The sequence below is a fragment of the Emcibacter sp. genome (genome assembly GCF_963675455.1).
In the GTDB taxonomy this organism is placed as follows: domain Bacteria; phylum Pseudomonadota; class Alphaproteobacteria; order Sphingomonadales; family Emcibacteraceae; genus Emcibacter.
In genome coordinates this window covers 2,663,271-2,676,574 of the sequence record NZ_OY776217.1, presented here as the reverse complement: position 1 = coordinate 2,676,574, position 13,304 = coordinate 2,663,271, and the positions used below count along the sequence as shown (strand labels likewise).

Annotated in this window: 12 protein-coding genes, 1 tRNA gene and 1 pseudogene; 2 read left to right on the top strand and 12 right to left on the bottom strand. The window is 52.7% G+C overall.

Annotated elements, in window-relative coordinates; translation table 11 throughout:
* Nucleotides 1–209: 209 nt before the first annotated feature.
* Nucleotides 210–1,574 (top strand): chromate efflux transporter, encoded by a 1,365-nt coding sequence (chrA, locus tag ACORNT_RS12390; RefSeq protein ID WP_321391225.1) that lies wholly within the window; start codon nt 210–212, stop codon nt 1,572–1,574.
* Here chrA and ACORNT_RS12385 read toward each other — a convergent pair whose 3' ends face one another.
* From ACORNT_RS12385 to ACORNT_RS12335, 11 genes are read right to left on the bottom strand one after another with little or no spacing between them, the layout of a single operon-like run.
* A complete protein-coding gene (locus tag ACORNT_RS12385) occupies nt 1,575–2,231 on the bottom strand; it encodes a TIGR00730 family Rossman fold protein (protein ID WP_321391222.1) in 657 nt (218 codons plus the stop codon).
* A gap of 20 nt (nt 2,232–2,251) precedes the next feature.
* Nucleotides 2,252–2,887 (bottom strand): peptidylprolyl isomerase, encoded by a 636-nt coding sequence (locus ACORNT_RS12380; RefSeq protein WP_321391219.1) that lies wholly within the window; start codon nt 2,885–2,887, stop codon nt 2,252–2,254.
* A 4-nt stretch (nt 2,888–2,891) separates the two neighbouring features.
* Nucleotides 2,892–4,151, bottom strand: coding sequence for an MFS transporter (locus ACORNT_RS12375; RefSeq protein ID WP_321391216.1), 1,260 nt, complete (start codon nt 4,149–4,151; stop codon nt 2,892–2,894).
* Nucleotides 4,148–4,903, bottom strand: coding sequence for an MBL fold metallo-hydrolase (locus tag ACORNT_RS12370; protein WP_321391213.1), 756 nt, complete (start codon nt 4,901–4,903; stop codon nt 4,148–4,150). The genes ACORNT_RS12375 and ACORNT_RS12370 overlap by 4 nt, the downstream gene beginning before the upstream one ends.
* Nucleotides 4,904–4,915: 12 nt before the next feature.
* On the bottom strand, nt 4,916–5,695 hold the full coding sequence (locus ACORNT_RS12365) for a TatD family hydrolase (protein ID WP_321391210.1): 780 nt from the start codon (nt 5,693–5,695) through the stop codon (nt 4,916–4,918).
* A complete protein-coding gene (gene metG, locus ACORNT_RS12360; RefSeq protein WP_321391207.1) occupies nt 5,692–7,239 on the bottom strand; it encodes a methionine--tRNA ligase in 1,548 nt (515 codons plus the stop codon). Before metG ends, ACORNT_RS12365 begins: the two co-directional genes overlap by 4 nt.
* A 32-nt stretch (nt 7,240–7,271) precedes the next feature.
* Entirely contained in the window at nt 7,272–8,381 is a 1,110-nt protein-coding gene (locus ACORNT_RS12355) for a DNA polymerase III subunit delta' (RefSeq protein ID WP_321391204.1), read from the bottom strand.
* An 8-nt stretch (nt 8,382–8,389) separates the two neighbouring features.
* Nucleotides 8,390–9,049, bottom strand: a complete 660-nt coding sequence (gene tmk / locus ACORNT_RS12350; protein ID WP_321391201.1) for a dTMP kinase — start codon at nt 9,047–9,049, stop codon at nt 8,390–8,392.
* Nucleotides 9,042–10,229 carry a D-alanyl-D-alanine carboxypeptidase family protein gene (locus tag ACORNT_RS12345; RefSeq protein WP_321391198.1) on the bottom strand — a complete coding sequence of 396 codons (1,188 nt, stop codon included), beginning with the start codon at nt 10,227–10,229 and terminating at the stop codon, nt 9,042–9,044. The genes tmk and ACORNT_RS12345 overlap by 8 nt, the downstream gene beginning before the upstream one ends.
* Nucleotides 10,230–10,255: 26 nt before the next feature.
* Nucleotides 10,256–11,122, bottom strand: coding sequence for a septal ring lytic transglycosylase RlpA family protein (locus ACORNT_RS12340; protein WP_321391195.1), 867 nt, complete (start codon nt 11,120–11,122; stop codon nt 10,256–10,258).
* Nucleotides 11,119–12,165 (bottom strand): lytic murein transglycosylase, encoded by a 1,047-nt coding sequence (locus ACORNT_RS12335; protein ID WP_321391191.1) that lies wholly within the window; start codon nt 12,163–12,165, stop codon nt 11,119–11,121. The genes ACORNT_RS12340 and ACORNT_RS12335 overlap by 4 nt, the downstream gene beginning before the upstream one ends.
* A gap of 221 nt (nt 12,166–12,386) precedes the next feature.
* Between ACORNT_RS12335 and ACORNT_RS12330 the strand changes: the two genes are divergently transcribed.
* A tRNA-Ser gene (locus ACORNT_RS12330) sits at nt 12,387–12,476 on the top strand.
* Nucleotides 12,477–12,540: 64 nt separating this feature from the next.
* On the opposite strand, the pseudogene ACORNT_RS12325 reads toward ACORNT_RS12330, so the two are convergent.
* A pseudogene (locus ACORNT_RS12325) lies at nt 12,541–13,242 on the bottom strand (APC family permease); the annotation flags it as partial.
* Between the last annotated feature and the right edge of the window lie 62 nt (nt 13,243–13,304).

Below are 13,304 nucleotides of genomic sequence, written 5' to 3'. Positions count from 1 at the left end.
AAGACTGTGGATGACTCTCCCCTCCCCGGCCCTGTCAAATTTTTTTACAATCTGTGGTAAAACAGAGCAGTATTCATGGTTAATGCAAAAAACGCGCCAATGTTTAATAATTGGCGCAAAATAAGGGGTTGCTAATCAGGGCAAAAATAGGCTCGATACAAAACTGTAAAGAATACTTAACAGTTTGTGTTAATTGGTATATTTGAATTTTGCATATTTTATACAAATATTTTATTTCCTGGCTTTTATATTTAAGAATATTATTTTGTTTATTTTCTTTTAACCATAATTTATTCCGAATTATCAGTGGAAAAGATCATTGCAATGGCCTCGTCAGGAATTTACAGCTAAAAAGACAACCAAAAGAAAGGCAGAAGATGACAGATAAAAACACAGGCATTTCCTGCTGGGAAATTTTCCGACGCTTTCTTGTGCTGGGGTGCACTTCTTTTGGCGGGCCGGTCGCCCATCTGGGGTATTTTCGTGAAGAATTTGTCACAAGGCGCCAGTGGTTCAACGACGACACCTATGCGGACCTGATCGCATTCTGTCAATTCCTGCCGGGACCCGCCTCGAGCCAGGTGGGTATGGCGATCGGTTTGACAAAGGGCGGTTATGCCGGTTTGTTTGCAGCATGGCTCGGTTTCACACTGCCATCTGCAATCCTTATGTTTCTTTTCGCTTTCGGCATGTTGAATCTTGCGTATGGGGGCGACAACGGCTGGATTTTGGGCCTCAAGACAACAACAGTCGCAATCGTCGCGCATGCCCTTGCCGGCATGGCCTCGTCTCTTGCCAGTGACAGAAAAACAGCTTCGATAGCAGTTTTAGCCATGTGTATCGTCTTTCTGATGGCCGGAGCAGCCGGCCAGGTGATGGCAATTGCTGCAGGCGGATTTATCGGCTTGTTCTGGCTGAAAAAAGACCAGTCGGAAGGTGAAGCTGAAAAGCTGGGCAACACTCACGCTATTGGGACATCCCTTATCTTCCTGTCTGTTTTCGCTGGACTTCTTGTCGCGCTGCCCTTGATCGCTTTCCATTCAGGAATACTGGAATGGCGTCTGCTGGACAGCTTCTATCGATCGGGTTCACTTGTCTTCGGCGGCGGGCATGTTGTTCTGCCCCTGTTGCAGGCAGAAATGGTTGAAAGCGGTCTTGTCGGCACCGATGAGTTTCTCGCCGGGTACGGTCTTGCCCAGGCGGTGCCAGGTCCGCTTTTTACTTTTGCAAGCTATCTTGGTGCGATGGCGGCTCCCTCCAGCACAGCCGCTCTTGGCGCGCTAGTTGCAACAGCCGGGATATTCCTGCCATCGTTTTTTCTGGTGCTCGGCGGGCTCCCCCTGTGGGAAAGGTTTCGGAAAATCACCCGGGCCAGGAATGCCATGAAAGGAATCAATGCTGCTGTTGTCGGTTTATTGGCGGCGGTTTTTTATGATCCCGTTATTACGGCGACAATTACAGGTTACCAGCCCCTTCTGGCCGCCGTCGTGAGTTACCTGTTGCTGCGTCACTGGAAGCTTCCACCGTGGGCGCTGATTATACTGGCGGGCGTGACCGGGCAATTTTTGTTTTGATCAGCCTTCAAAATGCTCTTCGCAGGCTTCGCCGGTCATAATCGCCACGACTTCATCCACATCGTCGGTGACCCGGATCAGGTCCAGATCCTTGGTGTCAATAGTACCGAAACGGATCATGGTCTTTTCAAGAAAGGGGATAAGTTCTCCCCAGTAGTCGCTGCCGAAAGCAACAACAGGAAAATCAGTAATTTTATCGGTCTGCATCAGGGTGAGCGTTTCAAACATTTCATCCAGCGTTCCAAATCCTCCGGGCATCAGCACAAAGCCCTGTGAGTAACGGACAAGCATCAGCTTGCGCACATAGAAATGTTTAAAGGTCGTACTGATGGTCAGATAGGGATTGGGTACTTGCTCCGTGGGCAGCAGGATATTGCAGCCTGCGGATATGGCGCCATTTTCATAGGCCCCGCGATTGGCCGCTTCCATAATTCCCGGTCCGCCTCCGGTCATGATTGCAAAACCGGATTTGGCAAGCTTGGAGGCAATTTCCCGTGTCTGTTGATAATAGAGGTGATCTTCGCCGAAGCGGGCCGAGCCGAAGATAGTGACGCAGGGACCGATTTTCCGCATCAGGTTAAATCCGCGCAACATTTCCGCAGATACCTTAAACAGACGTCGAATGTCCCTGTACCAGCCTAATCTTTTAGTGAACATCTTGTCGTGCTTCCAGGCGGTTATTTTCTTCTGACAGAAAGAATTTTTACGGGTTGTTCCATAATCTGGCCGTGAACCGGAGAATCCGGATCCTCCATCGGAAAGTTGGTCGGCTGGTTCTGGATATTCATGACCACTTCCATCCCCTGGGTTACAACACCGAAGGTGGCATATCCCTGCCGGTCCGGATTTCGGTCGCTACCGTAATCAAGGGCGCTGTTGTCACCGATACAGATGAAAAACTCGGTATTTGCTGTACCTGGCTCCAGCCTGGCCATGGAGATCACACCATTCTGGTGGGAAATACCGGTCATTTCTGTGGTTTCATGGGCGATCGGCGGTAATGGTGTCATTGCCTGGTTTCGTCCTCCCTGAATGAGGGTGATGGTGGTCTTCGCAGGTCTCTGGTTGTCCATGCGTACCGCCCGGTAGAACTGCCCGCCATTGTAAAGTCCGGCATCAATGTTGTTCAGGAAATTCGCCACCGTCAGCGGCGCCCGCTCCGGATAAAGCCTGAGATTGATATCGCCAAGATCGGTGGAGATCACCACATCAGTGGTTTTTTCTTCAGCCAAGGCCGGCAATGACAACGCAAGCACCAGGGCCATACAGGAGAGAAATGATTTTCCAAGAGATAAGACCCCGCGTCTGTTCACAATATTACTCCCCTTCTGTTATTGCCGCCGGGATGGTCTCCTCCCCGGCGGACGGTTGTCTTGTCTGTCTAACATACCACAGGGTAACCACAAACAGAACGGCAAGTATCGAATAGCTCATCATGTTCATTTTTGACCAGCCCAGGGTGGCGAAGACATACCCTGAGGTGAGAGAGGCGGTCGCCGTCATGCTGTAGACAAGAAAATCGTTGATCCCCTGGGTAAAGGCCTTTTCCTTTTCCGAATAGGCCTCTGCCAACAGACTGGTGGACGAGGTAAACATGAAATTCCAGGCAATACCGAGAAGTCCGAGCGACAAATAGAAGTTGGTCAGTTCAACATCATAGATGGCGATAGCGGCCGCTATGGCATAGAGCAGCATACCGATCAGGATAATGGGAATATTGCCGAAACGGGCAATCAGGGTTCCGGTAAAGAAAGCCGGAATGAACATGAAAAGAACATGCACCTGGATGACTGTGGCAGCGTCGGCATTTTCAAAGCCGCAGAACACCACCGCAATGGGACTTGCAGCCATGATGAAGGACATCAGAAAGTATGACCCGCTGGCATTGAGCATGGCGCAGATAAAGGCCGGACGGCGGATGATATCCATGATATTCACTTTGCCTCCGGCCTTTTGCCCGGCCCCTTTTTCGGCCTGTTCCATTACAGGCTTGCTGTGTGGAATTTTCAGCAACCCCATGGGCAGATGAGCCAGAATGCTCAGGGTGACCACAAGGGCATAAGGACCGGCAAAGGTAAAGGGCCCGAAAGCATCATTGTAAAATCCGGTAATGGTGGGAGTTACAAGCGCAGCTATGATACCGCCCGCAAGTACAAGGGAAATGCCCTGTTTCTGGAAATCCGGCGGACTTACCTCCATAGCGGCAAAACGGTAATAGGCGGCAAAGGCCTGATAGATTCCGTGCAGCAGGGTGGCGAGGCAAAAAAGGCCAAAACTCTGGATATAAAGGGCATATATGGCAATGACGCCGGCGACGGTGGCACACAGGGCACCGAACTGAAAACCCCGCTGGCGGCCAAAATATTTCATAAAATAGGAGGCAGGGAGAGCCATCAGAGCCGCGCCGAGAACACTGGTAGCCATCGGTACCGTCGCCCACTTGGGATCGGGCGCCAGCATCTGGCCGACGAGGACTGCGTAAGTGATTAGCGTCATACTTGAGGACAGAATAAAAGCCTGGCATATACACAGCAGGGTTACGTTCTTCTTGTAATCTCTGGCAAGACCTTCTGTCATAACTCGATCACCATTCCATCATAAGCCGGCTCGACATGTGGCGGCAATTCCCGTTTCAGAGTCTCATAATCCATATCCCAGGTCATATGCGTGAGGATTGCCCTTTTGGGTTTGACCCTTTCAATATAATCAAGAGTCTGCTGCAAATGGCTGTGAGTTGGGTGCGGTTCAGGTCTCAACGCATCGACCACCCACAGGTCCAGGTCCTGAAGCTGGGCAAAACTTTCTTCAGGTATTACATTAAAGTCTGTACTATAAGCTATTTTATTTAAACGAAAACCATATGATTCTGAATCTCCGTGGATTTGCCGGAAGGGCTGGATGTCTATGGCATCTATACGGAACGGGGCGAGGTCAATTTCATTCATGTTGGCGACGGTTGGATAGCTGCCCTGTTGTTTGAAAATATACTCAAACCTCTGGAGCAACACATCGCGGGTTTCCCGATTGGCATAGACCTCAACCTTCTTTTTCATGCACTGTTTGATGCCCCGAAGATCATCAATGCCGTGGGTGTGATCCGCATGATCATGGGTGTAAAGCACACCGTCCAGCCGGGTGATGCAGTTGTCCAGACATTGTTCCCTGAGATCCGGGGTAGTGTCGACCATAATCATCGTCTCCCCCTCCTCAACAAGGATCGAGGAGCGACGACGCCTGTTCTTTGGATTATTCCGGTCGCAGACACCCCAGATTTCTCCGATCCGGGGCACACCGCCTGAAGTTCCGCATCCGAGTATGGTGACTTTCATGACGGGTTTTCCTCAGGGCCGCTGGGCTTTGGAGAACAGGGTGAAAAAATTATCGGTGGTCGCCCTGGCAAGTTCCTCATAATCAAGATCCAGATGACTGGCCAGGAACTCCGCCGTATATTTTACATAGGATGGCTCGTTTGGTTTTCCCCTTTTGGGGACCGGCGCCAGATAAGGGGCATCCGTTTCAATCAATAACCGGTTGAGGGGAATGATTTTGACGGTTTCCTGCAGGTCTTTGGCGCTGTTGAAAGTGACAATGCCGGAAATGGAAATATAACAACCCATTTCAAGGCAGGCCTCGGCAAGCGCCCGGCTGGCCGTGAAACAATGGATAACCGCCGGGTAGGCACCCTTGTCCATTTCCTCTTTCATCAGGCTGGCGGTATCTTCGTCTGCATCCCTGGCATGGACAATCAGCGGCAGGCCGGTCTCACGACTGGCCGCAATGTGAGCACGAAAATTGGCTTTCTGAAGTTCGCGCGGCGCATGCTCATAAAAATAGTCAAGACCGGTTTCCCCGATACCTACCACCTTGGCAGGGCGGGTCTTTTCAATGAGCTGATCGGCAGTGATTCCGGGCTCTTTTTCGGCCTCATGCGGATGACTGCCAACGGTGCACCAGACATTGTCAAAGCTTTCGGCGATCGCCAGAACCTCCTCATACTCGCTGAGACGGGCATTGATGGCCAGCATGGTGCCGACACCGGCTTCCGATGCCCGCTGCATGACACCATCCATATCCTCGGTCATGCTGCCGTAATTAAGGTGGCAATGGCTATCGACGATCATCCCGCGTCAGCCTCCACATAGCGCGGAAAGACCCCTTCGGGTTTATCCATGATCATCCCGCTGGCAAGACGGCCCTTTTCGCCAAGGTCGCTGAAGCCGCGTTTATCTGAAGGCACCATAAGCTGGTCCAGAAGTTTTGCAGCCGACACCGGCATGATCGGCTGGGCCAGAATGGCAACCTGCCGGATGATTTCGGCAGTCACATAGAGAACAGTTCCCATGCGTTCCGGATCGGTCTTCTTCAACGCCCAAGGTTCCTGCGCGGTGAAATAGCTGTTGGCGTCCCCGACAACTTTCCAGATCACTTCCAGGGCATGATTGAAGGACTGCTGATCCATTTTTTCCCTCACCTGGTTCAGAAGGCCGTCGACAGCGGAAAGGATCTCCCGGTCTGCATCTGCAAGCTCTCCCGGTACAGGCATTTTGGCTTCGCAGTTCTTGAAGATCATGCTCAGTGAACGTTGCGCCAGATTGCCGAGATCATTGGCCAGATCACTGTTGATCCGGTTGATCATTGCCTGGCGGGAAAAATCGCCGTCATTGCCGAATGGCACTTCCCGCATCAGGAAATAGCGCACCTGGTCAAGGCCGAACTCCTCAACAATATCGAAGGGATCGATGACATTGCCGACGGATTTGGAAATCTTCTGACCTTCATTGGTCCACCAGCCGTGGGCGAAAACCCGCTTCGGCGGCTCTATTCCGGCCGCCATCAGGAAAGCGGGCCAGTATACCGCATGAAAGCGCAGAATATCCTTGCCAACCATATGAATGTCCGCGGGCCAGAATTTTGTGAACCCTTCATTGTCCATATCCGGATAGCCGACAGCGGTCAGATAATTGGTCAGGGCGTCGATCCAGACATACATTATATGCTTGTCATTGCCCGGCACCGGGATGCCCCAGGAAAAGCTGGTTCGGGATATGGACAGATCCCTGAGACCGCCTTCGACAAAACTTTTGACCTCATTTTTGCGACTTTTCGGCAGCACGGTTTCCGGGATCTGGTTATACCAGTTGAGGAGCCTGTCACCCCAGGCGCTGAGTCTGAAGAAATAGCTTTCTTCTTCCACCCATTCCACCGGGGCGCCTGTCGGAGCCAGCTTTTCGCCATCCTCGCCCTCAATCAGTTCCCCTTCCCCGAAATAGGCCTCGTCCCGCACACTGTACCAACCGGCATATTTATCAAGATAGATATTGCCGCTGTCTTCAAGAACCTTCCACAGATGCTGGCAGGCCTTTTTGTGCCGCTCTTCGGTGGTGCGGATAAAATCATCATTGGAATAATTCATGAATTCGGCAAGGATGCGAAAGCGCTGTGATACTTCGTCGCAGAATTCCAGCGGGGATTTACCGGCCGCCTGCGCCGATTTTTCAACCTTCTGGCCATGTTCGTCCGTTCCAGTCAGGAACATAACATCATAACCGTCAAGACGCTTGAACCGGGCAAGGAAATCACAGGCCAGCGTGGTATAGGCATGACCGATATGCGGCTTGTCATTCACATAATAGATTGGTGTCGTGATGTAAAAGGCGGGCGCCATATCCTCGTGTCTCCGGTATGTCTCTTATTGTTTCAGGCCCGAAGCGACTGACTGATCATCGAAAATATGTTCAGAACGACCTGTTTGCGATCAAGATTTACCGCATCGGTCCGGGCCAGTATCCGGGCACCCTTTTCCCATAGCTCGACCCATTGATCAAGCGGTAATCGCTGTCCCAGAGACCGCATGAGCTCAAGTTCACCGGTCAGGATTTCAGTTACTCCCGCATCCGGACTGGCATTGACCCTGACAAGCCTGTTGAAAAATCGCGTCAAAAGGTCTGTGAACAGGCCAAAGCGGTCCTTGTTTTTTGCCCCGGCCAGGTCATCCGCCAGGGCATGCAGAGCCGGCACGTTCATCGCGGGCAGAAGGGACATAAGAGTCAGTATCTGACCGTAAAGTTCCAGTCCCTTTTGTTCTGCCAGGGTTATGGCGTAACCTGGACTGCCGTCGCCAAGAAGAGCGCAGCCCTGCTGTTCCTCCGCCGGCAGGGAGGGAAACTGTCTTGAGACGACCTGCAGGACTTCGGGATAGTCCAGCGGCTTCAGCCTGAGCTGGCGGCAGCGGGATTTGATGGTCGGCAGAAGCCGGCCTGGCGCATGGGCCAGCACAAAAAGGATGGAGTTTGACGGTGGTTCCTCAAGTATCTTCAGCAGAGCGTTCGCCGCATTGCGGTTAAGCTCGTCAGCACTGTCGATGATGGCGACGCGCCATCCGCCCTCGCCCGATGTGGTATTGTAAAACCCCTGCAGGCGGCGCACATCATTGACCAGAATTTCGTTCCGTTTCTTGCCGGTTTTCTCGTCAACGGAACGCTCAATACAGATCAGGTCCGGATGACTGCCGGCAGTAATGCGGTGATTTACCGGGCTTTCCGGGTCGGTGGTCAGGCTTTCAGGACAAACAGGATCGAGAACGTCACCAAATAGCCCCGGCCCGTCATCGGAAACGGGTGGGTTATGAAGAAGAAATCTCGCCATGGAAAAGGCAAGAGACGCCTTGCCCACGCCCCGCGGGCCGGTAATCAGCCAGGCATGATGCAGTTTTTCGGCTGTAAAGGCTTCCAGGAACAGGTCCTGGGCCTGCCGGTGACCGATAACCTTCTTGCATTGCCGGGATGGGGGTACATCTTCAATGTCCACGCCTTGTCTTACTCCATCGAAAACTGTTCGCTGATCACTTCTGTAACGCGACCGGCAATCACATCGACACCTCCCTCGGCGTCGATTACTTTAATTCTGTCGGGATTTTTCCTGGCAATATCAAGAAAGGAGTTTCTAAGGGTCTGATGAAAATCTTCCCCCATCCGTTCATACCTGTCTTCCCGGATTTTCTGCTCCACCATGTCATCCCGCTTGCGCGCACGGTTCAGGCCAAGCTTGACACCGCCGTCCAGAAGAAGGGTCAGATCAGGCCAGAAGTCATCGGTGACAAGTTTATGCAACTGGATGATTTTGTCTACATCCTGCCCCTGCCCGTATCCCTGATAGGCCAGGGTACTATCGGCATAACGGTCGCAAATAACCCAGGCACCGCGACGAAGGGCTGGTAGGATAGTTGTCTCGAGATGTTCTGCCCGGGCCGCATAATGCAGCAGCGTTTCCGTCATGCCATGCCATTTGTCGGTACCGCCGGTGACAAGCAACTGCCTGATTTCCTCGGCTCCAGGGGAGCCGCCGGGTTCCCGGGTCAGCACAACATCCAGGCCATTCCCCTCGAGATATTCGCGAAGTTTTATGGCCTGTGTCGATTTGCCGACTCCCTCGCCGCCTTCAAAGGTAATAAATTTTCCGCGATAGCTGTCAGTCATCGCCCTGTCCGGAAGATCCAATCAGCATATAGTTGAACGCGGCCTTGAGCCGGCTAAACCCGCCAAGCTCGGAGATATTTTCCCCGGCCACAAGCGGCAGAGTTATTGTTTTCATGTCACTTGATGTAATTTCCAGGGTCGCTATCGGTTGCCCCTTGACGATGGGGGCCTGAATCGGACCGTCATAAACAACCTTGGCTTTCATTTTTCGCCGGGCCTGTTTGCTCAGGGACAGGGTAACATCATTTTCGATGACCAGGGAAACCTGGTCGGTTTCCCCAAGCCAGACATTCGCTTTGTCCAGCACCTGCCCCGCTTTGAGAAGCGGGTAAATGTCAAAATTCCGGAATCCAAAGGTCAATAGTCTTTCTGATTCCCGGGCCCGCACCTTTTCACTGGACATGCCATTCAGTACCAGGATCAGACGGCGACCACCCTTGACGGCAGAGGCTGTCAGGCCATAGCCGCCGGCCTCAGTGTGTCCAGTCTTGAGGCCGTCTGCTTCTTCCATGCTGTACAGTATGGGATTGCGGTTTGACTGGGGGATACCTGCATAGGTGAAGTTCCTTTCCGCAAACATCGGGTAATATTCGGGGAAATTGGCGATCATAGCCTGGGTCAGTGTCGCCAGATCCCGGGCCGTCATATAATGGTCCTCGTCCGGCCAGCCGTTCACGTTGGTAAAATGGCTGTTGTTCATGCCAAGTTCTTTCGCCTTGGCATTCATCCATTCCACGAATATCTCTTCCGATCCGGCCAGGCTCTCCGCCAATACGACGCAGGCATCATTGCCGCTCTGAACGATAATTCCCAAAAGCAGGTCATGGACAGTGACCCGGTCACCCGCATTCAGGAACATGGTTGACCCCTGGAGGCGCCATTTACGGTAGGTCGGCTCACTGACCTCGAACTCATCCTGCGGGGTAATTACACCGTCCTTGAGTTTCTCGAAGGCCAGGTACACAGTCATCAGCTTGCTCATGGAAGAGGGCGGCATCTGCGTGTCGGCTTCTTTCTCAAACAGCACGGCGCCGGTGGACCCTTCGATAAGAATAGCCTCTTCGGCTACTGTTTTAATGGCCTGGGCGGAGGCTCCTGCTGTCGCAGAAGCGGCAACTATTCCCGCCAGAGCCAGAACAAAACCAAAGGACGCCAATTGTCTTCCAAAATTCCTCAACATTATTTCTTTCCGTTACCGGTTATCATTCAATCCAAAACTATTCTTGCGGTATTATGCCCCCAGGCCAGTGCCCGGCCAAGGGTCTCATCGGCTCTTTTCTGTGACTGAAGGGGGCCGATCCTGACACGGTACAGTCTCTGGCCATTAATGTCGACCAGCTCCAGAAGTGTCCTGCCCACATGCCGGATATCATCCGCCACCATCTGGGCTCGAAGCTTGTCGGCAAAAGCCCCGATCTGCACGTAAATACTGCCGGCATCGGAAGTCTGTTCTTCGTCTTCCAGTGACTGCACGATGACTTCGTCTTTTGCAACTGTCGGCAGTGTCGGGGTCTGAGCCGGACTATTCCGGGCCAGCACCACAGGTGCTTTCTGGGCAACAGCAGGTTTGGGCGCAACATTGTTTCGTGCGAAGGCTGTCGTCGGCCGGGCATCCGGCCCCGAGACGGCCTCGACCCTGACCCGGGTCACGCCCTGTTGTTCAAAACCGAGCAACTGGGCGGAGCGGCGCGAGACATCAATCAGCCGGTCTCCGACAAACGGGCCCCGGTCATTGACCTTCAGGATCAGGGACCGGCCATTCTCCAGATTGGTCACCCGCACATAACTGGGCATGGGCAGAGTGGTATGGGCCGCAGTCAGGGCATTCATATTGAAGGTTTCGCCGTTGGCTGTCCTGCGGCCATGAAACTTGGGGCCGTACCAGGACGCCATCCCCTCAGCTAGATAATGTGGGTCTTCTTCGGGAACATAAACCTTTCCGGCTACTTTGTATGGATTTCCAACCTTGTACTCGCCTTTGGTCTGGCTTACCGGTCCACCACCCGGCATCGAGGAACAGGCCCCGAGAGCGGCCAGAAGGAACAAAACAAGTAAATGGCGAACCATCATCATTTCAATTCATCCGACAACAGGCTGACGCCCAGAGCATAATAATTGGAACAGTTATATTTCAGGATCGAGCGGAAATTTTCATAGGTCAGGTAGGCCGGACCGTCCTTGCCCGCCGGCATCACCAGAGAGGCCTTGAAAGGACGATCCCCGACATCAGGCAGATCACCGCCGAATTTGGTTTTCACACCAAGAGCTTTCCATTCCTCAAGGGTGAGCTGTTTGCTGTGGTCCTTGAGAGCCCGCCGGCAGCTTTTGATTTTTTCCTTCTGTTTGACTTTTTCCCACAGGCCGTCGACATCTTCGGGAAGGCTGACTTCCCTGCCCCAGGTCTGGTCGGCCTGCCAGCCGTGCTTCTTCAGGTAATTGGCGATAGAGGCAAATACGTCGGCTTCATCGATCCAGATATCCTTGCGGCCGTCCCCGTCAAAATCATAGGCATAGGCAAAAAAACTGGACGGCATGAACTGGCCTTGCCCCATGGCCCCGGCCCAGCTTCCCTTCATATCCTCGGGGGCGATATGTCCCTGGTCGAGAATTTCCAACGCCCGGAGCAGCTCCTTGCGGAAGAAATCCGGGCGCCGCATGTCATAGGCCAGTGTGGCGAGGGCGGCAATCACGTTGTAACCGCCGGTATAGCCGCCATAGTTTGTTTCCATGCCCCAGATGGCTGCAATGAATCGATCCTGGACCCCCATATTGTCTGACACCGGTGTGAGGACACTGGAAAATTCACCGATCTTTTCACGTCCTTTGGCAATCCGTGTCGGACTGACCCGGCGAGAGATATACTCTTCATAGGTCTGGGTGAATTCCGGCTGCTTGCGGTCAAGCTCGATGATTCTCGGTATTGGTTCAATATTGGCCAGGGCCTGTCGCAATGTTTCCGCGCTTATCCCATTACCAAGGGCTTCAGCCTTGAGTTCTTCAAGCCAGACCCCAAAGGGTTGCGGATTGTCAGGAATAATTTTTTCTTCCGCCTGCAGCGAAGAGAGAGAAACAAGAATGGAAAGGAAGAAGCTGAGCAATATCCCTGTTTTTTTCACGCTAAACGGACCTCTATAGCTGAATTATTCGGTTTTACCGGTGTTTACGCCCCGATCATCTGTAAAAATCGTGACCACATCAAGGCATAAAAGACCATTTACAGTATATTTTCAACCCATTAATAGGACATTACCGGATTGTGACGTTTTCAGTCTTGACCTGATCGAGCCTATGGGATAAATCCTTGCCCACTGCAATTCAATTCAGGCACGCATTTCACGGAGAGGTGGCAGAGCGGTTGAATGCACCGGTCTTGAAAACCGGCATGGGTGCAAGCCCATCGTGGGTTCGAATCCCACCCTCTCCGCCACTTACTGTAAATGGTGCCGTACTTCCCCTCAATGAATGAAATGCCTCAGCCGACCTTCCAGCCTTTACTCCAGTACCGGCGCTTCTATGCCCAGTTCCATCACCTTTCCGGCGGCGCGGGCGAGCGCGAAATCTTTGGAGGCCACCACGTCTTCCGGCGCGAGCTGGCCGAACACGACAAGAGCCAGGGCGATATAGAGAGCCATAACGATCAGGATTGATGTCATGATTGCACACGGCAGTGTTCTTTGCGGGTCCGGCATGTCTTCCGTCGCATTGGTGATGATCCGGAAGCCCTCATAGGCAAAAAAAGTTATGGCCAGACTGTAGAATAAATGGCTGGCTGGTGGATAGCTAGCAGTGTCAAGTCGGGTTGGATCAATAAAGGACAGTCCGGCGACGGCAAAAGCCGCAAGCACAAGCACTTTTAGCAAAACAATAATATTCTCCAGTTTTGCCATATTGGCGGGACCTTGCAGGTTAACGGCAACAAAAGTCAGGAAAATCCCGACGGAAAACACGGTTTTCCAGATCATTGCACTCCCCGTGGTCATCATACTGAAGGCATAAGATCCAAAGGCCTTGGCCACCAAAGCGATCGAAACAACGGCCGCGATATACAACATCACACTCATGGCGCCGGAGAAGATACCAATGCCATAGGCTTGACCCAGACATTCAACGACACCGCCCGCGGAAGGAAATGTCGCACCCAGTTTGCCAAAGGAATAGCCGCTCAACAAGGCAATCAAGCCACCGAGAAAGAAATGTAAGTGGCACTGGAGGCAATGACCGCCGCCTCACCCATTAATGCGAATATCCCGGCCCC

Excerpts from the sequence above, each read along its gene's own strand:
- ACORNT_RS12370 (WP_321391213.1), bottom strand. The coding sequence starts at position 4,903 with ATGAAAGTCACCATACTCGGATGCGGAACTTCAGGCGGTGTGCCCCGG.
- ACORNT_RS12365 (WP_321391210.1), bottom strand. The coding sequence starts at position 5,695 with ATGATCGTCGATAGCCATTGCCACCTTAATTACGGCAGCATGACCGAG.
- ACORNT_RS12345 (WP_321391198.1), bottom strand. The coding sequence starts at position 10,229 with ATGTTGAGGAATTTTGGAAGACAATTGGCGTCCTTTGGTTTTGTTCTG.
- tmk (WP_321391201.1), bottom strand. The coding sequence starts at position 9,049 with ATGACTGACAGCTATCGCGGAAAATTTATTACCTTTGAAGGCGGCGAG.
- ACORNT_RS12340 (WP_321391195.1), bottom strand. The coding sequence starts at position 11,122 with ATGATGATGGTTCGCCATTTACTTGTTTTGTTCCTTCTGGCCGCTCTC.
- ACORNT_RS12385 (WP_321391222.1), bottom strand. The coding sequence starts at position 2,231 with ATGTTCACTAAAAGATTAGGCTGGTACAGGGACATTCGACGTCTGTTT.
- metG (WP_321391207.1), bottom strand. The coding sequence starts at position 7,239 with ATGGCGCCCGCCTTTTACATCACGACACCAATCTATTATGTGAATGAC.
- ACORNT_RS12375 (WP_321391216.1), bottom strand. The coding sequence starts at position 4,151 with ATGACAGAAGGTCTTGCCAGAGATTACAAGAAGAACGTAACCCTGCTG.